This window comes from Aeromonas jandaei, assembly GCF_037890695.1.
Classification (GTDB): domain Bacteria; phylum Pseudomonadota; class Gammaproteobacteria; order Enterobacterales; family Aeromonadaceae; genus Aeromonas; species Aeromonas jandaei.
Genome location: NZ_CP149571.1, coordinates 1,325,823 through 1,349,237 on the forward strand (window position 1 = coordinate 1,325,823; position 23,415 = coordinate 1,349,237).

General features: G+C 59.6%; 19 protein-coding genes and 1 pseudogene. 7 read left to right on the forward strand and 13 right to left on the reverse strand.

The annotated features are described in order from the left end of the window. Positions 1–34: 34 nt before the first annotated feature. Both hslR and WE862_RS06425 read right to left on the reverse strand, forming a co-directional pair. Positions 35–433 carry a ribosome-associated heat shock protein Hsp15 gene (hslR, locus tag WE862_RS06420; protein ID WP_033113739.1) on the reverse strand — a complete coding sequence of 133 codons (399 nt, stop codon included), beginning with the start codon at positions 431–433 and terminating at the stop codon, positions 35–37. 252 nt (positions 434–685) lie between these two features. Then, positions 686–1,063, reverse strand: a complete 378-nt coding sequence (locus WE862_RS06425) for a hypothetical protein (protein ID WP_042032293.1) — start codon at positions 1,061–1,063, stop codon at positions 686–688. Positions 1,064–1,248: 185 nt separating this feature from the next. Here WE862_RS06425 and WE862_RS06430 point away from each other — a divergent pair, with 185 nt between their 5' ends. Beyond that, positions 1,249–2,637 carry a phosphatase PAP2 family protein gene (locus WE862_RS06430; protein ID WP_042032203.1) on the forward strand — a complete coding sequence of 463 codons (1,389 nt, stop codon included), beginning with the start codon at positions 1,249–1,251 and terminating at the stop codon, positions 2,635–2,637. After that, positions 2,634–3,719 carry an AI-2E family transporter YdiK gene (gene ydiK, locus WE862_RS06435; protein ID WP_042032202.1) on the forward strand — a complete coding sequence of 362 codons (1,086 nt, stop codon included), beginning with the start codon at positions 2,634–2,636 and terminating at the stop codon, positions 3,717–3,719. Before WE862_RS06430 ends, ydiK begins: the two co-directional genes overlap by 4 nt. A 268-nt stretch (positions 3,720–3,987) precedes the next feature. Here ydiK and WE862_RS06440 read toward each other — a convergent pair whose 3' ends face one another. Then, entirely contained in the window at positions 3,988–4,353 is a 366-nt protein-coding gene (locus tag WE862_RS06440; protein WP_042032201.1) for a hypothetical protein, read from the reverse strand. A gap of 415 nt (positions 4,354–4,768) precedes the next feature. Continuing rightward, entirely contained in the window at positions 4,769–5,908 is a 1,140-nt protein-coding gene (locus WE862_RS06445) for an agmatine deiminase family protein (RefSeq protein WP_042032200.1), read from the reverse strand. A 362-nt stretch (positions 5,909–6,270) separates the two neighbouring features. On the opposite strand from WE862_RS06445, the gene dhaR reads away from it, so the two are divergent. Next, complete coding sequence (dhaR, locus tag WE862_RS06450; protein WP_042032292.1) at positions 6,271–8,172, forward strand: dihydroxyacetone kinase operon transcriptional regulator DhaR; 1,902 nt, start codon at positions 6,271–6,273, stop codon at positions 8,170–8,172. Between the two features lie 89 nt (positions 8,173–8,261). On the opposite strand, the gene WE862_RS06455 is transcribed toward dhaR, so the two are convergent. From WE862_RS06455 to WE862_RS06490, 8 genes are all read right to left on the reverse strand, one after another. Continuing rightward, positions 8,262–9,344, reverse strand: coding sequence for a glycerol dehydrogenase (locus WE862_RS06455; RefSeq protein ID WP_042032199.1), 1,083 nt, complete (start codon positions 9,342–9,344; stop codon positions 8,262–8,264). 125 nt (positions 9,345–9,469) lie between these two features. Then, positions 9,470–10,186, reverse strand: coding sequence for a dihydroxyacetone kinase phosphoryl donor subunit DhaM (gene dhaM / locus WE862_RS06460; RefSeq protein ID WP_042032198.1), 717 nt, complete (start codon positions 10,184–10,186; stop codon positions 9,470–9,472). A 1-nt stretch (position 10,187) separates the two neighbouring features. Then, on the reverse strand, positions 10,188–10,817 hold the full coding sequence (gene dhaL / locus WE862_RS06465; RefSeq protein WP_005341571.1) for a dihydroxyacetone kinase subunit DhaL: 630 nt from the start codon (positions 10,815–10,817) through the stop codon (positions 10,188–10,190). A gap of 15 nt (positions 10,818–10,832) precedes the next feature. After that, the gene (gene dhaK, locus WE862_RS06470) at positions 10,833–11,903 is read right to left on the reverse strand and encodes a dihydroxyacetone kinase subunit DhaK (protein ID WP_005340163.1); all 1,071 of its coding nucleotides are present in this window, start codon (positions 11,901–11,903) and stop codon (positions 10,833–10,835) included. A gap of 238 nt (positions 11,904–12,141) precedes the next feature. Then, positions 12,142–13,500 carry an NCS2 family permease gene (locus WE862_RS06475; RefSeq protein WP_042032197.1) on the reverse strand — a complete coding sequence of 453 codons (1,359 nt, stop codon included), beginning with the start codon at positions 13,498–13,500 and terminating at the stop codon, positions 12,142–12,144. A gap of 272 nt (positions 13,501–13,772) precedes the next feature. Then, on the reverse strand, positions 13,773–13,982 hold the full coding sequence (gene cspE, locus WE862_RS06480; protein WP_156854046.1) for a transcription antiterminator/RNA stability regulator CspE: 210 nt from the start codon (positions 13,980–13,982) through the stop codon (positions 13,773–13,775). Between the two features lie 502 nt (positions 13,983–14,484). Beyond that, the gene (gene yjbD, locus WE862_RS06485; RefSeq protein ID WP_042032196.1) at positions 14,485–14,769 is read right to left on the reverse strand and encodes a DUF3811 domain-containing protein; all 285 of its coding nucleotides are present in this window, start codon (positions 14,767–14,769) and stop codon (positions 14,485–14,487) included. A 143-nt stretch (positions 14,770–14,912) separates the two neighbouring features. Beyond that, positions 14,913–15,815 (reverse strand): cation diffusion facilitator family transporter, encoded by a 903-nt coding sequence (locus WE862_RS06490; protein ID WP_042032195.1) that lies wholly within the window; start codon positions 15,813–15,815, stop codon positions 14,913–14,915. A gap of 466 nt (positions 15,816–16,281) precedes the next feature. On the opposite strand from WE862_RS06490, the gene WE862_RS06495 reads away from it, so the two are divergent. Continuing rightward, positions 16,282–16,407: a hypothetical protein gene (locus WE862_RS06495; protein WP_019445191.1), complete on the forward strand. Its 126-nt coding sequence runs from the start codon at positions 16,282–16,284 to the stop codon at positions 16,405–16,407. A gap of 228 nt (positions 16,408–16,635) precedes the next feature. On the opposite strand, the gene WE862_RS06500 is transcribed toward WE862_RS06495, so the two are convergent. After that, a complete protein-coding gene (locus WE862_RS06500; RefSeq protein WP_033116044.1) occupies positions 16,636–17,214 on the reverse strand; it encodes a single-stranded DNA-binding protein in 579 nt (192 codons plus the stop codon). 370 nt (positions 17,215–17,584) lie between these two features. Here WE862_RS06500 and uvrA point away from each other — a divergent pair, with 370 nt between their 5' ends. From uvrA to ompW, 3 genes and pseudogenes are all read left to right on the forward strand, one after another. After that, on the forward strand, positions 17,585–20,413 hold the full coding sequence (gene uvrA / locus WE862_RS06505) for an excinuclease ABC subunit UvrA (RefSeq protein WP_339058714.1): 2,829 nt from the start codon (positions 17,585–17,587) through the stop codon (positions 20,411–20,413). Between the two features lie 111 nt (positions 20,414–20,524). Continuing rightward, positions 20,525–22,197 (forward strand): annotated as a pseudogene (locus tag WE862_RS06515) (sensor domain-containing diguanylate cyclase). 445 nt (positions 22,198–22,642) lie between these two features. Then, the gene (gene ompW, locus WE862_RS06520; protein ID WP_042032192.1) at positions 22,643–23,257 is read left to right on the forward strand and encodes an outer membrane protein OmpW; all 615 of its coding nucleotides are present in this window, start codon (positions 22,643–22,645) and stop codon (positions 23,255–23,257) included. The last annotated feature ends 158 nt before the right edge of the window (positions 23,258–23,415 follow it).

Consider the following 23,415-nt stretch of genomic DNA (forward strand, 5'->3'; position numbering starts at 1 on the left):
GGTTGCGGCCAGCCCGGTATCAAATCGGGGTCGGTCAGTACTGTTTGACCTTGAGCAGCTGGCGCCGCTCCTGCTTGTCGGGGCGACGCTCCGGGCTCGGCGCAAACTGGCTGTTGAAGCGGCGCGCCTCGCTGTTTTCGGCCCGCTTTTTCAGGCTTTCGGCGGTCTCTTCATAGAGCTGCTGGGCGAGCGGTGCCGATTTGCGCTGATCGCTGATGGCCAGCACCCGCACTTCCCGCTCATCCTGCCCCTGCCAGAAGCGGATCAGCGCACCCACTTCCACCTGTTTGCCCGGTTTGCTGCGCTGACCATTGTAGTGCACCTTGCCGCCGTCAATCTGATCCCGCGCCAGCGAGCGGGTCTTGTAGAAACGGGCCGCCCACAACCACTTGTCGAGACGAACCTCAAGGGCGCTTTCCGGATGATTGGCCATGAACCGGCTCCATAACGGGGAAAAGGGGTGGTCGATTATACCAGAGGCGGGCCGCTGGATAGAAACCGGCCGGCAGCGAAGGCGTGCCCTGCTGTTGTCCTGACCACGCAACATATGGGCAGTTTGCTGATTAACAAGGGAAAAGCGGGGGATCTGGCCGTAAGGGGTAGATTGCCTGCCATATGTTGCATAAAAGATGTCGCCCCTTGCGGGGCGCCATCGTTCAGTGCAATTGGCCGGTCAGGTCGGTGCTCAGAAGCGATCCTGCGGTTCGACTTTCTTCTCCTCCTTGCCTTCGCTGTGGGCGATGGCGGTGCGGATGAGGTCAACCCCGGCACGGATAATCAGTACCCCCATGTTGACCAGCTTGACGCAGACCCACATGAAGGTGATGAGCAGGATCAGCTTGAGCACGGTCTGGAACGCTTCCAGGAAGTTCTGCTCCAGCTGGGCGGTGAGGCCGTTGGCGCTGGTCATCAGCCAGGTGTAGACCTCGCGCACGAACGGGATGCGGCTTGGCATCGCCAGCACGTCCAGTGCCGCAGGCAGGGCCTGAAAGATGACGATGCTGCCGAACAGGATCAGGATGACACCGATGGCGATGCCGAGGAAAAAGCCGAACTGTCTCATGGAGGGCTCCAGCGGTTGCTGCATGACATTGAAGATAGCCGCCAATAGTAGGGAGTGCCCTCGCTCATCGCAATCTTCCCGGTGCGGCCATCATGGCCGGATCAGCGCTGAACAGGCCGCCAGCATTGCCCAACTATCTGATTTCTGGGAGGCTTGTCGCCATTGTGCATAGGGAAAGCAAATTGATGTCGAGAACCCTCTTTTTACTGTTGCTGGCGCTGTTTGCCGCTCTGCCAGCCCTGAGCGCCGAACCGGCGGCACCGACGGCGGCAGTCTGCGCCATCCGCCATCAGGATCAACTGCTGCTGGTGCAGGATCGCATCTCCTCCCGCTACAGCCTGAGCGGCGGCTACATAGATGGCGACGAGCGACCGGAACAGGCGGCCCTGCGCGAGCTGTATGAAGAGACCGGTCTGCGCGGCGAAGTCGTCGCGGATCTTGGCCGCTGGCAGAAAGCGCAGGTTTTTGCCTGCCGCACTCTGGAACCTATCGTCGCCCAGCAAGGCACCGATTTTGTCTCGCTGCTGCAGGCTCCCAATCTGGGCGGGGAGATCCTCAATGCCCGCTTGATCGCGGTGGACAAGCTGCCCCGTGCGCAGCGCCGCTTCCCCGATCAGCTCGACTGGCTGCAAGCCCGGCTTGGCGAACTGCCCGAGAGCGAGGTGCGCTGGCAGGCCGATTTCGTGGCGCAGGGCAATGCGCTGCATCAGGCCGAGATCCCGCTGATGATGCGCCTGCAACAGTGGCTGGGGCCCGATGTCTGGTGGCTGTCGGTCAGCAATCTGTTTGGTTCAGGCGGCTTTCAGCTTGCCCTGATACCTTTGCTGCTCCCGCTGCTGGGGTGGCCGCGACTGCGTCAGCTGCTCTTTGCCATGCTCTGGCTTGGCTTGCTGGTGCAGGCGAGCAAGGAGGGGATCGGCTGGCCGCGTCCCTTCCATCTGCAACCTGAACTGGCGACTCACAGTGCCCAGGGCTTTGGCATGCCGAGCGGTCACACTGCCTCGGCCCTGCTGTTCTGGGGCGCGCTGCTTGGCTGGCTCTGGCCTGCCCGGCGTGGGCTGGCCTATTCGCTGGCGCTGCTGCTGGCCCTCACCACCGGTCTGGCGCGGGTCTGGCTCGGGGTGCACTTTATCTCCGATGTGGCGGTTGGCCTGCTGATCGGCGCCTTGCTGCTGGCGGCTCGCCCATATTGGCGGCTGGATCAGCGCACCTCCGCCTGGGGATTGCTGGTCGCCGCCGCACTGGCTGGTGCGGGCCTGGCCCAGTCTGCTCATCTGGCCGGGATCGGGCTGGCGGCGCTGGGCCTCTGGCTCGGGGGGCGGGTCACGCTGGTGCGCGACGGTTATTGCCCGTGGCTGACCGGCGCCGTGGTGCTGGCGGGCATGCTGCTGATGGTGGCGGGCGCGTGGGTATTGCCGCTGTTGACCAGTAGTTCGCTCACTATCCTGCTTGGTCAGTTTGTGCTCTTTTTCGGGCTGGGGCTCTGGTTGAGCGCTGGCCTCTGGTGGATACTATCTCTCTTGAAACAAGACTCTCGACCCAGGGGCGGATGCCCTGACAGGGAAACCCTATGAACATGAAAAAAGTGGATTTGGCCAAGATAACCCTGGGGGTGCTGTTTCTCAGCATCCTGATTATCTCCTGTTTCCTGGTGCTGCAGCCTTTCCTGCCTGCACTGGTGTGGGCCACCATGATCACCATCGCCACCTGGCCGCTGATGCTGATGGTGCAGCGGGTGCTGTGGGGCAAACGGTCGCTGGCGGCCCTCTTTATGACGCTGGTGCTGCTGCTGATGTTCGTTATCCCGCTCTTTATGACGCTGGCCAATGTGGCGGAGAAGGCGCCCATGCTGATCGAGCTGGGCACCAATATCAGCCAGTCGCCGCCGCCGGAGCTGCTCTGGCTGCAACAAATTCCGCTGGTGGGTGACAAGCTCTACGGCTTCTGGCAGCAAATTCTGGCGAGCGGTGGTCAGGTGCTGTTTGCCAAGCTGGCTCCCTACTTTGGCCAGACCGCCCGCTGGCTTGCCGCTCAGGCGGGCAATCTTGGGCTGCTGTTCGTTCACTTCCTGCTGACCGTCGGTATCTGCGGCCTGCTCTACCACTCCGGTGAAGTGGTGGCGACCGGCATTCGCCGCTTTGCCCACCGTCTGGCCGGGCAACGGGGCGACAACGCTACCGTGCTGGCCTCCCAGGCGATCCGTGCCGTGGCCATGGGTGTGGTGGTGACCGCGCTGGTGCAATCCTCGGTGGCCGGTGTCGGCCTGCTGATTGCCGGTATCCCCTACGCCATGGTGCTGGTGGTGGTGATGTTCCTGCTGATTGTCGCCCAGATCGGCCCCTTCCCGGTGCTGCTGGCCTGTATCGGCTACCTCTACTGGAGCGGCGACACCACCTGGGGCACCTTCCTGCTGGTCTGGTCACTGTTTGCGGGCACCATGGACAACTTCCTGCGCCCCTTCCTGATCAAACGTGGCGCCAATCTGCCGCTCATCCTCATTCTGGTGGGGGTTATCGGCGGCTTGCTGGCGATGGGGATCATCGGCCTCTTTATCGGCCCCGTGGTGCTGGCGGTGGGTTACACCCTGCTGGATGCCTGGATCAAGGAAGATGACCAACCGGCGGCCGCCGCGGTGGAACCGCCCAAGGCCGAGTGATGGTTCGGTAACAAGACGATTCAGCCATCAACTGATGATGCCAGGAGCCGCCCATAAGGGCGGCTCTTTTGCTTATTGCCGTCCCATGCCGCTTCGATTGGCGAAGCGTGATCGGACGCTCGAGATGCCGCCGTCCCGGAGTTTCCGTGAATCAGCGGCATCTGGCAGAGGAGAAATATGGATGGTCGTTATAGCGGGGAATTAATTTACGCGAACGTCCGATTACGCCTGACGGCTAATCGAACCTACCGACTAGAATATAATTTACTCATGCCTTCCGTTTCTTCCTGAGTTTTAAACTACCTTCTGAGTACTCAATTTCCTCATAGCCCATAAATATAGCCACAATTAACCCTATGCCAAGTGATGCTGCCGCGATGATTGCTGCGATCTCTACGCCTGTTAATGCCGCAACAGGAACGGCCGCCAAATAAGATATTCCACCTGTTGCTGGAGCAGTAAGCGTGGCAGCTCCCAGAGCAGCGGTTAATGCCGCAAGAGCAACCCCGCTTAGCTGTGCTACTTTCTTCGCTCTCTTTAATTTATCTGCTAACTCACCTTTTACAAAGATGATCTCTGCTCCGGATTCCTTCGCCTGCTCGAGTTCTTTTTTTGTTCTCACTATGGTTTCCATACATTCCTCCAGTTGTAGTTGTCTAATCATCCCTAACAGCGCAATCAGATGAAAAGTGGCATTAATCCGTTAATAAAGTCTTCCATATAACTCCGAGTTACGCTGATAACACTCACGAATAAGTGAATTTTAAATCAAAATTTTATCTGCTTGTTTCTGATGCTGAACGCATTCGCTCAACATCCTCTTTTGGCTCTATTTTTGCCACGGAGAAAAAATACACCCAAGAAGCAGTAATGGAAAGCACCACCCGGTCTCACTTTCTTGAACAAGTCAGGAGTGTGAGAGAGGCGACACAATATATGGCATAGCTGGGCAAGATGTTGCGCGGCGGCAGGCTAGGGGAGGGGGATTTGGCTTGGCGATATAACTCGGGACGTGGCAACGCCCCGGGTTATTTGTGGGTAAGAGAGGATCAGGCGGGCTGGTGGAGGGTGATGCAGTGAATGCCGCCGCCACCGGCGGCGACCGGATCGATATTGATCTGCACGATTTCGCGGCCGGGGTAGAGGCGGGTCAGCAGCTCGTGGCAGTAGCTATCGGCGGCCTTGTCGCCAAACTCGGGGGCGATCACCGCACCATTGATCGGCAGATAGTTGATATAACCGGCGGCAAAGTCGCGGCTGCGGCTAAAGCGGTTGTCCCGCCCATCGAGCGGGGGCGGCAGCACATGCAGCTCCAGCTTGTTGCCGTCGGCATCGGTGGCCTGCCTGAGGATGGCCATATGCTGGCGGGTCACCTCGTAGTCGTGGGATTCCGGGTCGTTGTCCAGATTGACCACCACCACCCCGGGGCGGACAAAGCGGGCGTAGAAGTCGACGTGGGCATCTGTGATGTCCTTGCCCTTGATGCCCGGCAGCCAGATGATTTTGCGCAGCCCCAGATTGGCTTTCAGCTCCGCCTCCAGTTGCGCCTTGCTCACCCCCGGGTTGCGGTTGCTGTTGAGCCAGCAGCTCTCGGTCAGGATGGCGGTGCCGTTGCCATCTACCTCGATGCCGCCCCCCTCGCCAGTCAGTTTGCTCTGCAGATAGTGAGCATCAGCCTGCTTGCTGACCAGCTCGGCCACCCCCGCATCCTGTTCGTGCTCCTGCTTGTCGCCCCAGCCGTTGAAGTTGAAATCCACCAGCCCCAGCTCCCCTTCGCCGTTCTGGACGAAGACGCCGCCGGTATCGCGCAGCCAGATATCGTCCAGCTCGGCGACGATAAAGCGGGTGTTCTGCTCGCCACAGAGTTGGCGGGCCAGCGCCTGTTCGGCTTCGCGGCAGAGCACGTTCACCTGGGTATAGGACACCATGGCCTGCACCAGCCGGCCGATGGTTGCCTGCACCTCCTTGTAGTCGCGGCCCCAGATGGCAGCGCTGGCGGCAAAGGCGACCCAGACCCGGGTCTGGAACGTCGACTCTTCCGGCATATGAAAGGGCGTGTTGGCGCTCGCCAATGCGCTCTCTTCCGGGTTAGCGCCGTCGGCCGCGAAGGCTTTGCCGGGCAGGTCGCCGAGCCCGGCCAGCGCACCGATGGCCGCCAGCTGTTTCAATACGTTGCGTCGGGATGGCATCAAAAAACTCCTTGGCTAAGTGCTCTCTTTGCGGTGGCTGAATGACCGGGAGTGACCCGCGCTGTTAATCCAATTGCGCTGAGTAATAGACTATCCGTGGCCGCGGCGGCGAACAAATGATCGATCTCCCATAAAAGGGATAAGTGCAGCCAATCAATGACACTCAAACCGTGGCCCCGCAGGTGCATCAGGAGAGTTAAGGAGTGCCAGCGCCTTCTGCCGCTGGTTCGGCCAGCAGTTTGCCGACGGTGAACCCGACCGGGAGCAGGGCGGGGTGGCCACCCTCTGAGGCAGGTCACTGAATCGGGCGCGCTGGTGTGGTTAAATGGTCGGCTCACATCTTGCCGGATATTGCTGTGACCATGCCATCTGACCTTCAGCCGCTGCTCGCTTGGCCCGACTATCTGCAGGCATCCTGGCTGCGCTGCGCCCACCAGACCAGTGCCACCCTCTGGCATCCGCCCCACAGCGCCAAGGGGCAGACCTTGCAGAGCCTGCGCCAGCGCAAGCGCGACCTGCTCACCACCGGCGAGATGGCCCTCGAAGATCTCTACGAATTTATGGAGGGGCGCCCCTGCGCCCTGCTGCTCACCGACGAGAGCGGCTGCCTGCTAGCCCAGACCGGTCATCCCGACACCCTGCGCGAGCTGGCGGCGCTGGGGTTTGGCCCCGGCGCCTTTTTCAGCGAGGGGCGTATCGGCACCAATGCTATCAATCTGGCGGCGCTGGAGGGAGTGCCGCTCTGCGTCAGCGGCCCCCAGCACTTCAACCAGACCCTCCACCCCTGGCACAGCTGCGCCAGCCCGGTCTACAACAGCAATGGCCGTCAGGTCGCCATCATCGCTTTGATCTGCAAGGTAGAGGAGGCGAGCGCTGGCGATCTGGCGCTCACCGTCAGTGCCGGGCGCGAGCTGGCCCATCTGCTGCAGATGGAGACCCTGATGCAGGAGTCCCAGCACCACCTGAGCGAGCTTTATGCCCTGCTCGATGGCATGGATGACGGCGTGCTGGCCTGGGATCCGCAGGGGCGGCTGCGCTACCTCAACGCGCTGGCGGCACAACGGCTGCGGCTTGATCCGGCGCTCTGCCTCGGCCAGCCGCTGGAGCAGCACCTGCTGTTGCCCCAGCGGTTGCAGCTGGCCATCAGGGGGCAGACGCCACTGAGTCATGTGGAGGTGACGCTGGAGCGGCTCGGCGCGCAGGAGGGGGAGTTCATCAATGCGCTGGTGAGCCTCAAGCCGTTGCCGGGGCCGGAGGGGGTCAGCTTTATCGCCCTGCTGCACCCGGTCGATCGGCTGCGGGCCATTCACCAGTTGCGCCAGACGGTGCCCGAGCTGTCGGCACTGGTGGGCGAATCGAGCGCCATGCGCAAGCTGCTGCGCTACGCCCGCCAGGCGGCCCAGAGTCAGGGGCCGATCCTGCTGCGCGGCGAGGAGGAGGTGGGCAAGGCCCAGCTGGCGGAGGCGATCCACTTTGGCAGCGAACGGGCCGCCGGGCCGCTCATTACCCTCAACTGCAAGGCGCTGCCGAGCGAGCGGATGGCGCTGGAGCTGATGGGCTCCGATGAGGCGGGGCAGGAGCGGGCGGGCAAGTTCGAGCTGGCCCACGGCGGCACGCTCGTGCTGGAGCAGGTGGAGTGCCTCTCTGCCCCCATGCAGGCGGCGCTGCTGCAACTGCTCAAGACCGGCCGCATCCAGCGCTTCGATTCGGCCCGCATTCTGCCGCTCAAGGTGCGGATCATCGCCACCAGCAGCGCCCCGCTGGAACAACTGGTGCAGGAGGGGCTGTTTGGCCGCCAGCTGCTCTATGCCTTGCAGGCGTGCGAGCTGTGGCTGCCGGGGCTGCGGGAGCGCGCGGCGGATCTGCCGGGCCTTATCAGCCAGCAGTTGGCGGCGCAGGGGCGCGAGCCGGTGCGCCAGTTCAGTCCGGCGGCCCTCGATTGTCTGCTCGCCTATCCCTGGCCCGGCAATCTGGGGGAGCTGCGCAGCGCCGTCGAGCATGCGCTGCTTCATGCCGGTCAGGGGCCGATCCCGCCCGAGGCGCTGCCCGCCGCCATTCGGCACGGCTATCAGCGGGTGGCCGACGAGGTGGTGGGACAACCGCTGCTCACGCTGGCGGAGCTGGAGCGGCAAGCCATCTTGCGCTGCGCTCACGCCTGCAAGGGGCAGGTGAGCCAGATGGCCCAGCATCTTGGCATCAGCCGTACCACCCTCTGGCGGCGGCTCAAGCTGCTCGAGATCGATCCCGCCGACTATCACGGCTGACGGCGAGCCGTTGCGAACCGGCCTGCAGAAAATGAAAAGGCCCCGCAGATGCGGGGCCGTTTTTATATGGCAGGTCAGTGGTGGCGTGGTTACAGCCCCAGCTGGTGGGCGGTGACGATGGCCGCGAGCACATCCTCGGCGGTGACCTTGAACGGCATATTGTGGATGGTTTCGCCCTCGGCGGTGGAGGCTTTGGCCACCTCCATCAGGCGCGCCATATCCAGCTCCTTGACCCCCATCATATGCAGGTTGGTCGGCAGGCCCACCGAGCGGCAGAAGCCCAGCACGGTTTCAATCTCCGCCATCGGCGCATTCTCCAGCACCAACTGCACCAGGGTACCGAACGCAACTTTCTCACCGTGATAGAGGTGGTGACACTCGGCGAGCTGGGTCAGGCCGTTGTGGATGGCGTGGGCGGCGGCCAGCCCGCTGCTCTCGAAGCCGATACCGCTCAGGTAGGTGTTGGCCTCGATGATGTTCTCCACCGCCTTGGTGCAGAGCCCCTGCTCTACCGCCAGCTTGGCTTTGTAGCCATCGGCCAGCAGAGTCTTGTAGCAGAGCTCGGCGATGGCCTGCGCCGCCAGCGTGGAGGCGCCACCGGCCATGGTCTGGCAACCGGAAACCTTGTTGGCGCGCGCCTCGAAGTAGGTGGAGAGCGCATCCCCCATGCCGGAGACCAACAGCCGCACCGGGGCGCGGGAGACCACGCCGGTATCCATGATGACCATGTTGGGGTTGGTCGGGATCATCAGGTATTCGCTGAACTGCCCCTCCGGGGTGTAGATGACCGCCAGCGCGCTGGTGGGGGCATCGGTGGAGGCGATGGTGGGCACTATGACCACCGGCACCTTCTGGTAGAAGGCGACCGACTTGGCGGTATCCAGCGTTTTGCCGCCGCCGATGCCGATGATGACGTCAAACGGGGTCTGCTGGCAGCGGGCCAGCAGGCGGTCGATCTCGGGGCGGGAGCACTCGCCGTTGAAGCAGTCGAACTCCGGCTTGATCCCCGCGCCGTGGAAGCTGGTGGCCACGGTATCGCCTACCAGCTTGGTGACGAAGGCGTCAGCCAGAATAAGCGGCTTGCTGCCGAGCGCCTTGACGTAGTTGCCGATATTGGCGAGGGCCCCGTTGCCTTGTACGTATTTGCTGGGGCTGATGATAATGCGGTCCATATTTTATCCCTCTCTCTTTATGAATTAAGAATCGGGGCGAAGGGGCGGCAGTGCCGGGGACTCCTTCGTCTTGAATGAAGCTGCACAGGCTCAGCGAGCGAGTGCAGCCCCTTGAAACAGTTGCGTCAGTCGCCAAAGCGCTCGGCGGCCAGCTGCTGGAAGCAGGTCAGTGCGGCGGTGGCATCCTCGCCGCGCGCCAGCAGGGTGAGCTGGTCGCCCTGACGCACGTTGAGCATGGCGAGCCGGGTCAGGCTGCGGGGATTGGCCTCTTTGTCCCCCTTTTGCAGCTTGAGTTCAGCGGCAAAGGGCTTGAGAGCGGCCACCAGTCGGGCGGCGGGGCGCACATGCAGGCCGTGGGGGTTATCCACCACCACCTCGCAGCGCAGCCAGCCGTCGTCGGCAACGGGGGCTGTCTCGGTGGCGGCCTGCGCCGCGCTGGCAGGCAGCATCGCCTGTTTCGGGCCCAGCGCGCCGAGCGCCTCGGCGGCCACTTCATCCAGCGTCAGGCCGGAACCGGCCGCCACCACGGCGGCCAGAGTACCTTCGACCAGCGGGGCGGGGCAGAGTCGCACCCGTGCGCTCAGCTCCGGGGGCAGCAGTTCGAGGGCGGTCTCGGCGCTCAAGAGGGCACTGCCCAAGTCCATCAGCACCAGCACGCCGCTGCCGTCGTCCGCTTCTTCAATCGCACTCATCACCGCGATGGCGTCGGTACCGATGGGGTGGTCGGGGTCATCGACCCCGGCCGCCAGCAGCAATCTGGCCGGGCTGCCGAGCTGGTCGGCCAGCGCTTTCAAACCGGCCGCCAGCATGGCGCTGTGAGAGACCACTACGATTCCGATCATGTCACAACCTCGCTCTGTCACGCAGGGCGGTCAGCAGCAGCAGGGTCGAGGTGGCCCCGGCATCCTGATGGCCGATGCTGCGCTCGCCAAGATAGCTGGCGCGCCCCTTGCGGGCCTGCATCTGGATGGTGGCCTCGGTACCGGCAGCGGCGGCCGCTACTGCCTTATCCAGCGCTTCATTGAGCGGCAACTCTTGCTGCTGTGCCTGCTGCAGGGCGGCAAGTGCCGGCCACCAGGCATCGCACATGGTCTTGTCGCCCGGCTCGGCGCGGCCGCGGGAGACGATCCCCTCGACCCCGTCGCTCAGCATCTTGCACAGCTGGCTGAGGCTGAGGCTCTGGCAGGCATCGCTGCTGGCCGCGGCCCGGATAAAGAAGGTGCCGTAGAGCGGGCCGCTGGCGCCACCGACCGAGGAGAGCAGGGTCATGCCGGTGGTTTTCAGCACCTGCCCGATATCCTTGTCCGCTACCGCCGGCAGCTTCTCGGCCACCTTGGCGAAGCCCCGCTGCATGTTGAGGCCGTGGTCGCCGTCGCCGATATCGGTATCCAGCGCGGTGAGGTAGTCACGCTGCTCGGTAAAGATGTGTTCACAGTCGAGCAGCCAGTTGACGATTTGGTGTTTGCTTAGCATGGCTATCGGCACTCCTTAGCAGCCGCGACGCAGGGCGGGGGTGTGAACAGGGGCATCCCACAGGGTCATCAGCTCGTCATCCACCTTGAGCAGGGTAATGGAGATGCCGGTCATGTCGAGGGAGGTGCAGTAGGGGCCGATCAGGTTGCGCACCAGATGGATGCCCGCCTCTTCGCACAGGGTGGCAAGGCGACCATAGACACCATACAGCTCTGAAATCGGGGTGCCGCCCAGGCTGTTGACCAGTGCGATAACCCGATCGCCCTTGTTGAGCGGTTCGATAAAGGTGTGCTCTTCCTGCCAGCTGCCGCTGGTGCGATCCCAGTGGCGCAGGGTGCGGCCATAGGGGGTATTGTCAGCAAGCTCGCTGAACATGTCGTCCACCAGAGTATTGAGGTCGGTGAAGGGGCGGCGCTCGATGCCCGGCTCGCCGTGGATACCGACGCCGAACTCCAGCTCGTTGTCCGCCAGAGTGAAGGAGGGCTTGCCAGCGGCCGGCACGGTGCAGGCATGCATGGCCACGCCTATGGTGCGGCTCTGGTTGTTGATGCGACGGGCCAGCGCCTCGCAACGTGCCAGATCGTAGCCCGCCTCGGCGGCGGCACCGACCAGCTTCTCGCACAGCACGGTCGTGGCAACGCCACGGCGACCGGCGGTGTAGAGGCTATCTTTGACCGCCACGTCGTCATCGATCAGGGCGAAGCCCACTTTTACACCATCGCCGTGCAGCAGCTCGACTGCGGTCTCGAAGTTGAGCACGTCCCCGGTGTAGTTCTTCACCAGAAACAGCACGCCCGCGCCGCCATCAACGGCCTGACCGCACTCGTACATCTGATCCGGGGTCGGGGAAGTAAAAATCTCGCCGGGGCAGGCGCCATCCAGCATCCCTTTGCCCACTAGACCGCCGTGCATCGGCTCGTGGCCGCTGCCACCGCCGGAGACCAGCGCCACCTTGCCCATCACGGGGGAGTCGGCGCGGGTGATGTAGTGGGGTTCGATACGTACCTTGAGCTCGGGGTGGGCGGCTGCCATCCCCATCAGTTGTTCACGGACCACGGCATCGACGGCATTGATCAGTTTCTTCATGGCTCACTCCTTGGCTTGCCACCGCTCGGGTGGGCAAATGGTTGATGGAGCCAGTCTAACGACAGAAAAAGGGATAAAAATGACGGCCGATTTGGTTCGGATTTGAAACAGCAGAAGGGGGATGGGTGTTTCAATCTGAAACGGCGCAGGGCTAACGGGCGGGAAACTGTTAGCTGACTCACAGCCATGAAAAAGGGCCCCGCAGGGCCCTTCGCTATAACCGGAATATGCGGACGGGTTAGATAGCCCAGCCACCGGCGTAGAAGACTACCAGCGCCACGGCGATGATAACGGTGCCGACGTTCAGCTTCTTCCACTCGGCAGCGAACAGGCGACCGATGACCAGCGCCACGAAGCCCAGCATGATGCCAGTCACGATGTTGCAGGTCAGCACGATGAAGACGGCGCACAGCATGCCGGAGAGCGCATCGACCGAGTCGCTGAAGTCCAGCTTGGTGACGTTGCCCAGCATCAGCAGACCGACGTACATCAGCGCCGGTGCGGTAGCGTAAGCCGGTACCAGATAGCTCAGCGGGGAGAGGAAGATCATCAGCAGGAACAGCACGCCGACCAGAGCGGCGGTCAGACCGGTCTTGCCGCCAGCCGCAGTGCCTGCGGCAGATTCGATGTAAACGGCAGCCGGAGCGCCACCGACGGCGCCTGCCACCATGCTGCTGACGGAGTCGGCAGTCAGGGCTTTGCCGCCGCTGATGATGTGGCCACGTTCGTTGATAAGGCCTGCCTGACCGGCCACGGCACGGATGGTACCGGTGGCGTCAAACACGGCGGTCATCACCAGCGCCAGCACGGTCGGAATGACCACCGGATTGAGGGCGCCCAGCAGATCCATGCTGCCTACCAGTGAGCCCTTCTCGCCAGTCAGGCTCGGCATGGCGAAGAAGCCCTGCCAGGTTACTTTCGGGTCGAAGATAAGACCGAGGATGGAGATGGCGATAATCACCATCAGGATGCCGCCCGGCACCTTGCGACGCTCCAGACCGAAGATGGCGGCCAGACCCAGCACCGTCATGATGACCGGGAAGGCGGTGACCTCACCGAGTTGTACCGGCAGACCGGCCCCTTCGTTCTTGATCACCATGCCGACGCCGTTGGTGGCGATCAGCAGCAGGAACAGGCCGATACCGATGCCAGTACCGTGGGCGATGCCGGAGGGGAGGTTATCCAGGATCCACTGGCGCACGCCGGTGACGCTGATCAGGGTGAACAGCACCCCCATCAGGAAGATGGCACCCAGCGCGACCGGAATACTCAGTCCCTGACCCAGTACCAGACTGAACGCGGTAAAGGCGGTGAGGGAGATGGCGCAACCGATGGCCATCGGCAGCTTGGCCCACAGCCCCATCAGCAGGGAGCCGAAGGCGGCGATCAAACAGGTGGCCACAAACACCGGGCCCTGCTCAAAGCCGGCAGCACCCAGCATGTTCGGCACCACTATGATGCTGTAGACCATCGCCAGGAAGGTGGTCAGCCCCGCGACCAGCTCCTGACGCACGCTGCTGCCGCGCGCAGAAATGGAAAAATAAGAGTCCAGAAAGCCGCCAGTCCCTGTTTGGGCGGCCATATCTTGCTTTGCCATAACTAATCCTGAAAGTGTGAAGGAAATCGTTTGCGTTGGTGGCGCGCAAAATAGCAAGAATCTGTGACAAAAGCAGCGGATAACTGGAATTTTTCCTCAAGATCTCTGCATGAGAAGCCATTCGAAGCTTGTTTGGAGACTCAATTGATAAGAGACAGCGAAAAACAGCTCGGAGCTGGTGAGGGACGGGGAGGGGATGGCGGCGAGCAGATAGCAAAAAACCCGCCTTGGCGGGTTTTTTCATTCAGACCGGACGGTTGCCCGGGCGTGAATTACAGAGCTACTACGTTGGCAGCAGCCGGGCCTTTCTGGCCTTGCTCGATGGTGAACTCAACGCGCTGACCTTCGTCCAGGGTTTTGAAACCCGGGGTCTGGATGGCGGAGAAGTGAACGAACACATCTTTGCTGCCATCAACCGGGGAGATGAAACCAAAACCTTTCTCGGAGTTGAAGAACTTAACGGTACCAGTCACTTTAGACATAATAATTTCTCTTAAATTTAGTGTTAGAAATGCCATCAAATGGCAAATTTGATTTTTCGTCAGCAATACGTATGGGAAGCACTAAAGAAGGAGAATTATTCGTCAAGTATCATCGAAATAATACTTGCACTAATCACTGCTTTACTAAAATGACTGCCTAACATAATCAGGACTGAACTGCCGAACTATCGCTGACGATTAGAACACGCACTCTTTTTTAAAGCAAATGTTATCTCGTCCTTAACGTTTTATCGTGAATTTAACCTGATGCAGTAAAAAACAAACATGATTTATATCAATCGGATAGGTGCATGCTTTGCGCTTTTTCCATGAAGAAATAATTTTCCCGGGATGGTGTGGCAAGCAAAGTAACGGCGTAAAACGACGGTTCCTGGCGGGATCAAAAATAACATTCCCGTTTGGGGATTATCAGTCTCTTGCGAGACACAAAAAAACCGCCTCGCACAGGGCGAGGCGGCTCTTGTATCAGAATCCGGATTGCTCAGCGTTTGCTGCGAAATTTGTTGCTGACCGAATCTATCCAGCTGAAGGTTTCTGGCAATGCCTGATTCTTGGCGCGTTCTTTGGCTTTCTCCCGCGCCAGCTTGGAGGCTGCCTTGGCCGCTTCGGCGCGGTCGGCCACAATCTTCAGGCGACCCTCTTCACGGATCTTGTTCCGCTCGCCATTGGTCAGCTGGTGATCGGCATTGGCTTGCGCCTTTTGCAGCATCAGGGCTATCTCGGCTTTTTCAGCCTCGGTCAGATCTTTCATTTCCAGCTTTTTCATGGTGCGCTCCTGCGGCAGGGTGTCAGCCACCCTAACACAGTTGTCATATCGCGCCCCCATGCAATCGCCGTTATGCCGAACAAAGACTTGATTGTGTGACTTCGCCGGATATTCGCGACCTTTTCCTGTCCGTTTGCCGCATTTCAGCTGAGAGTGAGCTGCGCTTCTGTCAGTGCCTCATCCGGTTCGACATGGATCAGCACGATGGCGTGGGGCAGCTCCGCCATGATGGCGTGCTCGATCCGGTCGCAGATATCGTGGGCTTCACCAATGCTCATCTCGGGTGGCAGGGTGAGGTGAAAGTCGATATGGCGGCGGCGGCCGGCACGGCGACTGCGCAGGTCGTGGAAGCCGCTGGCGCTCGGACAGCATTCGGTAATGATGCGGCTGGTCATGGCCAGCTCTTCCGGGCTCATGCTCTCGTCGATCAGCGGCTGGAAGGCCTCATTGAGCATGCCGATCGCCTCTCTGACGATAAACAGGGCAACCCCGATGGCAACCAGCGGGTCGAGTATGGCGAGAGAGTGGCCAAACAGACCGGCCAGCCAGATCCCGCCAAGGCCGACCGCAACACCGGCAGAGGTGAGCACATCCGCCTTGAGATGCAGAGCGTCAGCCGCCAGTGCAACCGACTCCTCTTCCCGGGCCACCTTGTAGAGGTAGGCTGAGACGCCGCTGTTGACCAGCGCCGAGATCACCATCACCAGCACACCCCAGCCGATGCTTTCGATGGCGGTTGGTTGCAGGATCTTGTCGACTGCCTCGAAGATGATCCAGCCCGCGGCGAGCAGGATCAGCAGTGCTTCGATGACGCCGGAGACGTTCTCTATCTTGTCGTGACCATAGGGGTGGCGATCATCGGGAGGCAGATCGGACTTTTTCACGGCGAACAGGGCGATCAGGGCGGCCACCAGATCCATGGCGGAGTGGATGGCCTCCGAGATAATACTGACCGAGCCGCTGGCAAATCCGGCTACCAGTTTCATGGTGATCAGGCTGACATTGGAACAGACCGATACCATGGCTGCTCTGGTTTTTCTGCTCATGAGACTATTTCCTGAATAAATAGCTGACTTTCCGATGTGGCCGGCCATTATATAGAGTTGTTCGGAAATAACCTATTCAGGGTTGTAACTTCATGTTTCCGGTGATATTGAGAATGCTTATTAAAATTGTGGCGCTTAAATGGATTGAATATTTATAAGTGAGTTGCTTCTCTGCCTTATTTTATTATTCGTCCATTTTTCATGAGGTTGTTCTGAGAATATCAGTGGAACAACATTTAATAATGCGAATAACTCTTTTTTGGTCTTTCATGCCGGCATCATTCCCCTGTCTGGAACAGGGGCTTTATGAGACGGAGAATGAGGCTGGATCCGGACGCATATGGGGGGTATGCTGGGTCTGGTGATGGTCAGGTGCCATCGCATATAGCGTACTGAAGTTGATGATTCGGATGACATGCTGGCTCCCTTGAGGAACCAACTGTCTGGGTAACATTTTTGGAGTTTGATGATGAGTAACAAAGAACATCACAACGGCAAAGATGCCAAGAAAAAACCGCAGATGTCACTGAAAGAGAAACGCGAAGCCAAACGTCAGAAAGCAGAACTGAAAAACGGCAGCGCAATGAAGTAACGCTCCCTTACTGCTGTTCCTTCGGAGCCAGTACAAAGCCAGCCTGTGATGGGCTGGCTTTTATGTTTCCGGCCCGCAGACAATGTCGCGATTATTCCCCCCGAAACAGCAATCTTTTGGTATCCATCCCTGGCGGGAAATAAACAGGTTTTCTCCAGAACAGTGACTGCTGTGATATGGATATAAAAAAGCCCTGATTAATCAGGGCTTTTTTAATCTTGCGACGGCTTAGAACGGGATGTCGTCGTCGAAATCCATCGGCGGCTCGTTGTAGACCGGCGGGGCAGACTGGGGCTGCTGAGCCGGACGGCCGTAGCCACCCTGCTGCTGCATGTTTTGCTGCGGAGCGGCGGCCGGACGCTGCTGGTTCATCGGCTGCTGCATGGCTTGCTGCGGTTGACCCCAGCCACCTTGCTGGCCACCCATGTTCTGGCCCATGCCCTGACCGCCTTGCGGACGGCCACCCAGCATCTGCATGACACCGGTGAAGCTGTCGACCAGTACTTCCGTGGTGTAGCGCTCCTGGCCGCTCTGATCCTGCCACTTGCGAGTCTGCAGTTTGCCTTCGACATAAACCTGGGAGCCTTTCTTCAGGTACTCGCCAGCCACTTCGGCCAGCTTGCCCATGAAGACGACGCGGTGCCACTCGGTGCGCTCTTTCTGCTCACCGGTCTGCTTGTCGCGCCAGGTTTCAGAGGTGGCCAGAGTAATGTTGGTCACAGCACCGCCACTCGGCATGTAGCGTACTTCCGGGTCTTGCCCGAGGTTACCGATCAGAATGACTTTATTGATGCCTCGACTGGCCATAATCTCTCTTCCACCTTTATATTCCGGTCAGGCAAGGCCTGGACCCACTAAATAAGTTACCGCGCTTTTTTCATGACCATGTCGTTATCATATTGAACAGCATGGTTTTTCTATAACCGTTGCAGCAATCAGAGTGCTCGTTTCGCGTGTTCTGATTCAGGTTTAGCCCCCAATAGTAACAGTTGATCACTCTGCGGGCGAGCGCTTGCTGGTGTGGATTGAGGGCAAACTCGCCGCCTTGGTCAGGGTGTGACGAAGGGGCTATCCATCGTAAAAAAGGATAACGGCGATAGATAATGCCTGTCTATTCATCCAGTAGTCTCTATGCCATACTGACTCGCTCAGGTTTCCGTATCGAGCGTGCAACAAGATGGAAAAGATCGTGGTCCGGGGTGCTCGCACCCACAACCTCAAGAACATCAATCTGACCCTGCCCCGCGACAAGCTGATCGTGGTCACCGGCCTCTCCGGTTCGGGCAAATCCTCTCTGGCGTTCGATACCCTCTATGCCGAGGGGCAGCGCCGCTATGTGGAGTCGCTCTCCGCTTATGCCCGCCAGTTCCTCTCCCTGATGGAGAAGCCGGACGTCGACCATATCGAGGGGCTCTCGCCCGCTATTTCCATCGAGCAGAAGTCCACTTCCCATAACCCGCGCTCGACCGTCGGCACCATCACCGAAATCTACGACTACCTGCGTCTGTTGTTCGCCCGGGTCGGTGAGCCACGCTGCCCGACCCACGCCATTCCGCTCGCCGCCCAGACCATCAGCCAGATGGTGGATCAGGTGCTGGCTCAGCCCGAGGGGAGCAAGCTGATGCTGCTGGCCCCGGTGGTGCGCGATCGCAAGGGTGAGCACACCAAGCTGCTGGAGAATCTGGCGGCTCAGGGCTACATCCGTGCCCGCATCGATGGCGAGGTGTGCGATCTATCGGATCCTCCGACTCTGGAGTTGCACAAGAAGCACACCATCGAGGTGGTGGTGAACCGCTTCAAGGTGCGCGATGACCTTGCCTTGCGTCTGGCCGAGTCGTTCGAAACGGCGCTGACCCTCTCCGGCGGCATCGTACTGGTGGTACCGATGGACGGTGAAGAGGGGGTTGCCCCCATGACCTTCTCCGCCAACTTCGCCTGCCCGGAGTGCGGTTACTCCATGTCGGAGCTGGAGCCGCGTATCTTCTCCTTCAACAACCCGGCCGGTGCCTGCCCGACTTGTGATGGTCTGGGTGTGCAGCAATATTTCGATCCCGCCAAGGTGATCGGCGATCCGGCCATCAGTCTGGCCAATGGCGCTATCCGCGGCTGGGACAAGCGCAGCTTCTATTACTTCCAGATGCTCAAATCCCTCTCCGAGCACTACAAGTTCGATCTGGAAACGCCGTGGGAGGATCTGCCGGTCAAGACCCAGGAGGTTATCCTGCGCGGCTCCGGTCGCACCGAGATCGAGTTCCGTTATCTGAACGATCGCGGTGACGTGGTGGTGCGCAAGCACCCGTTCGAGGGGATCCTGCATAACATGGAGCGGCGCTACCGGGAAACAGAGTCCAACTCGGTGCGCGAAGAGCTCTCCAAATACATCGCCAACAAATCCTGTGCCAGCTGCGGTGGCAGCCGGCTGCGGGAGGAGGCGCGCCACGTCTTCGTCGACAACCGCAACCTGCCGGCCATCGCGGAGCAGTCCATCGGCGATGCGTTGGCCTTCTTCGAAGGGCTGAACCTGACCGGCCAGCGCGCCCAGATTGCCGAAAAGATCCTGAAAGAGATCGTCGAGCGGCTTGGCTTCCTGGTTAACGTCGGCCTCAACTATCTGAGCCTGTCGCGCAGTGCCGAGACTCTCTCAGGCGGCGAAGCGCAACGCATTCGACTGGCCAGCCAGATCGGTGCAGGTCTGGTGGGGGTGATGTATGTGCTGGACGAGCCTTCCATCGGCCTGCACCAGCGTGACAACGAGCGGTTGCTCAAGACCCTCACTCACCTGCGTGATCTTGGCAACACGGTGATCGTAGTGGAGCACGACGAGGATGCCATCCGCCTCGCCGACCATGTGCTCGATATCGGCCCGGGGGCTGGAGTGCACGGCGGCGCCATCGTCGCCCAGGGCACGCCGGAGGAGATCATCAATAATCCGGAGTCGCTGACCGGTGACTACCTCTCCGGCCGCAAGCAGATCGCCATCCCTGCCGAGCGCACACCGCTCACCGGCAAGTGGCTGAAACTCAAGGGGGCGAGCGGCAACAACCTGCGCAACGTCAACCTGGATCTGCCGATCGGGGTGATGACCTGCGTCACCGGCGTCTCCGGCTCCGGCAAGTCGACCCTGATCAACGACACCCTGTTCCGCATCGCTCACCGCGAGCTCAACAAGGCCACCGAGTCCACACCGGCGCCCTATCGCAGCGTCGAGGGGCTGGAGCACTTGGACAAGGTGGTGGATATCGACCAGAGCCCCATCGGCCGTACCCCGCGCTCCAACCCGGCCACCTACACTGGCCTGTTTACCCCGATCCGCGAACTGCTCTCCGGCACCCAGGAGGCGCGCTCGCGCGGCTACCAGCCTGGCCGCTTCTCCTTCAACGTGAAGGGGGGGCGCTGTGAGGCGTGCCAGGGGGATGGGGTCATCAAGGTGGAGATGCACTTCCTGCCGGATGTCTACGTGCCGTGCGACGTCTGCAAGGGCAAGCGCTACAACCGCGAGACGCTGGAGGTGAAGTACAAGGGCAAGAACATCCACGAAATCCTCGAGATGACGGTGGAAGATGCCCGCGAGTTCTTCGATCCGGTGCCGGCAGTGGCCCGCAAGCTGCAGACCCTGATGGATGTGGGCCTCTCCTATATCCGCCTCGGCCAGTCTGCCACCACCCTGTCGGGCGGTGAGGCGCAGCGGGTCAAGCTGGCGCGGGAGCTCTCCAAACGGGATACCGGTCAGACCCTCTATATTCTGGACGAGCCGACCACCGGCCTGCACTTCCACGACATCCAGCAGCTACTCAAGGTGCTGCACCAGCTGCGGGATCGCGGCAACACCATCGTCATCATCGAGCACAATCTGGATGTCATCAAAACTGCCGACTGGATCGTCGATCTGGGTCCGGAGGGGGGCGCCGGTGGCGGCCGTATTCTGGTGACGGGGACGCCGGAGGAGATATGCGCCAATAAAGAGTCTCATACAGCACGCTTTTTACGGCCCCTGTTGAAGAGATAAACCGTTATAATCGTGGGGCCTTGGGCCCCTTTTTTATGATGAAAATCGGGAGCGTGGAGGTTTCGGGCGGTGCGTGGCATCGCAGCATCACTGCAATGGATATGTCGGTTTATGGCTCAGGCTTCGCGCACCATCGATCATCAGTTGGCTTACTCCATGTTTCCTGTCTGGCTGGGCGCCATCTTGTTGCTGCTGATCGTGGTGGCCTGGGCTCAGGTGCCAGCCGCCAACAGCATTGAAGATCAGCGGATGAGGGAACATTTGCTTCGCGTCAGTCGGGTGGTGCAGGGCGATCTGGCTTCGCTGAATGCCTTGAGTCGTGACTGGGGGCTTTGGGATGATAGCTACCACTTTATGGCCAGCAAGAAGCGCACTTACATTGAATCCAATCTGCTCAATGACATGACGATGCAGGACTTCAGCCTCAATCTGATGAGCTTTATGGATCTCAATGGTTATGAGGTCTGACCCGCACCCTGCTGCCCGATGCCCCCGGTGTCAATCCGGATCAGTTTCCTTACTTTCTAGACGAGTTGAAAAGAGAGCTGAGGGCGCAGTCATTGGCGTTGGGCGGAGGCAATCTGCACGGGATCCGCGCTTCCCAGTGGGGGCCTCTAATGTATGCCTGGCAGCCCATTCGGGATAGCAAGGGGGCATCCACGTTCAACGGCTTTTTGCTGCTCTTGCGTTGGCTCGACAAGAGCTATCTTGGCGAGGTATCGGATCGCACCGCTCTGCCGCTGGCCATTACCCATATCAATACGGATCTCTCCGCTTCGTTTACGCCGCTGGGGCCACAAATGACCTATCGCCTGACCAATCTGGGTCTGGCGCATCTTCGGGGAGAGGTTCGCCTGTTGAACAGTGAGCGTCACCCTGTGCTGACTCTGCAAATCGAAGAGGAGCGCACGGTTTTGAGCGGTGTACTTGAGGGGGCCCTCTGGACCTTCGTTGGCATGCTGGTTATCAGCTTCATCTGCGTCACCATCGCCATGTCCCGCTTGAAGGCTATCGTACTGACTCCCCTGCAGCAGCTGGTTGCGGCGTTGCAGCGCTTTGGCGATAAACCGGATGCAGGCTTGCTCCCGGAGATCGACAGCAGTGTCGAGATGGCCATGCTGAGCGGCAAGTTTCGAGAAATGGCCAGCAAGGTGAGTGAACAGCATGATCAGCTGCTGGCGAGATCGAACCGGATGGAAGCGGCCGCTTTCACCGATCCGTTGACCCGCTGTTTTAACCGGCGTTATCTGGATGAGTGGTTGCGATCCCATGTTGCTACCCCTTGCCTGTTGCTACTGCTTGATCTCGATCACTTCAAACGGATCAACGATGAGCTGGGGCACGATATCGGTGATCTGGTGCTGGGTCAGCTGGCCGAGTTGCTGCGCAAACTGGTAACTGGTGAGAGTGAGCCTCTCGTCAGGTTGGGGGGAGAGGAGTTTCTGCTGCTGTTGCAGGTAGAAGAAGAACAAGAGGTGGCCCTGCGCGTCGAATACATCCGCCAGCGCATTGCTCAGCACCGTTTTGGCCATGAGGATCTGCCACTGTGGTTGACGGTTTCCGCGGGATATTGCAGTTACCCGCTGCATGGTGCGATGCCGGATTCATTCTGGAGCCATAGCTTCAAGCTGGCCGATATGGCGCTTTATCAGGCCAAACAGGGGGGCCGCAACCAGTGGCGAGGTTATTCGGGGAGAGTGCCAGATGGTGCTGTTGGTCAATCTGCTGAACAGCTCGCGCATAGCTTGCTGTTAACCGAGCAGATGTCAAAGAGTCGCGGTTAACCCTGACGCACGAGCACTAGGTAGGCTATCGCGAACATGAAACCGAACAGGATAAAGAGAAAGGAACCTATTCCCCAGATGGCAGCAAGTATGGCTCCCACCTTTTGCCACCGAGACTGATTCTTCATAAATAAACCATTACTTCCTGATAACTTGTGCGCCGCAAAAATACGCTTTTTTACATTGATTAACAACAAGGCTTCGAGGGGAATCGCCCTTGTAAGGTGTAATTGAATCGCATCTTAAGCGAAGCGGTATTGTTATCCAGGCGACGCTATCGAGGCTTTTGGCTTTCCGAGAGGGGGATGAAACGAACCGCAAAGATGTCAGCGCAATCAATTTATTTCTGTGCAACCTTTGCTCCAAGTCAATAACTTTGCATTTACAAGGATCTATAGTCAGCAGGCTTACAGCATCAAATGAAAACAAAAAAAGGGATTACGTGATGAAAAAATTACTTCCTCTGATGATTGCCGCTGCAGTGACCTCTCCTTTCGCCATGGCCCACCAGGCTGGCGACATTCTGGTTCGTGGTGGTGCTGCTATTGTCTCCCCCCAAGGGAGCAGTGACAACGTACTGGGTACCGGTGAATTTGAAATCAATAACAATACTCAGCTGGGTTTGACTCTTGGTTACATGATCACCGATAACTGGGGTGTCGAATTGCTTGCTGCAACGCCTTTTTCTCATAAGGTAAGCACTGCTGGCTTGGGTGAAATTGCCAAAGTTAAGCACCTGCCGCCTACCCTGATGGGTCAATACTACTTCGGTGATGCCAAGAGCAAGGTTCGTCCTTATGTTGGTGTCGGTATCAACTACACCACCTTCTTTGACGAGAAGGGCGTTGGCAAACTGGATGGCGCCAATATCAGTCTTGATGACTCATGGGGATTGGCGGGCCAGGTTGGTATCGATATGGCTGTGACCGACCGCTGGTTTGTGAACGGTTCTGCCTGGATTATGGACATTGACACTGATGTCAAAGTCGATGGCGTTGGCACTTTTAAAACACATATTGACCCGATGGTCTTTATGCTGGGTGTTGGTTACCGCTTCTGATGATTTGATTCTGACGGCCCTTTGCTCTGGGGCCGTAGAAAATAGCAATGTACGTCTCTTTCAGCCCGGCTTGAGCCGGGCTTTTTTGTCCCCGCAATTTACACTGATTGTGATCCAGCCCCATACAAATCAATTAAATACCCAAGCCTTGTTTCAGT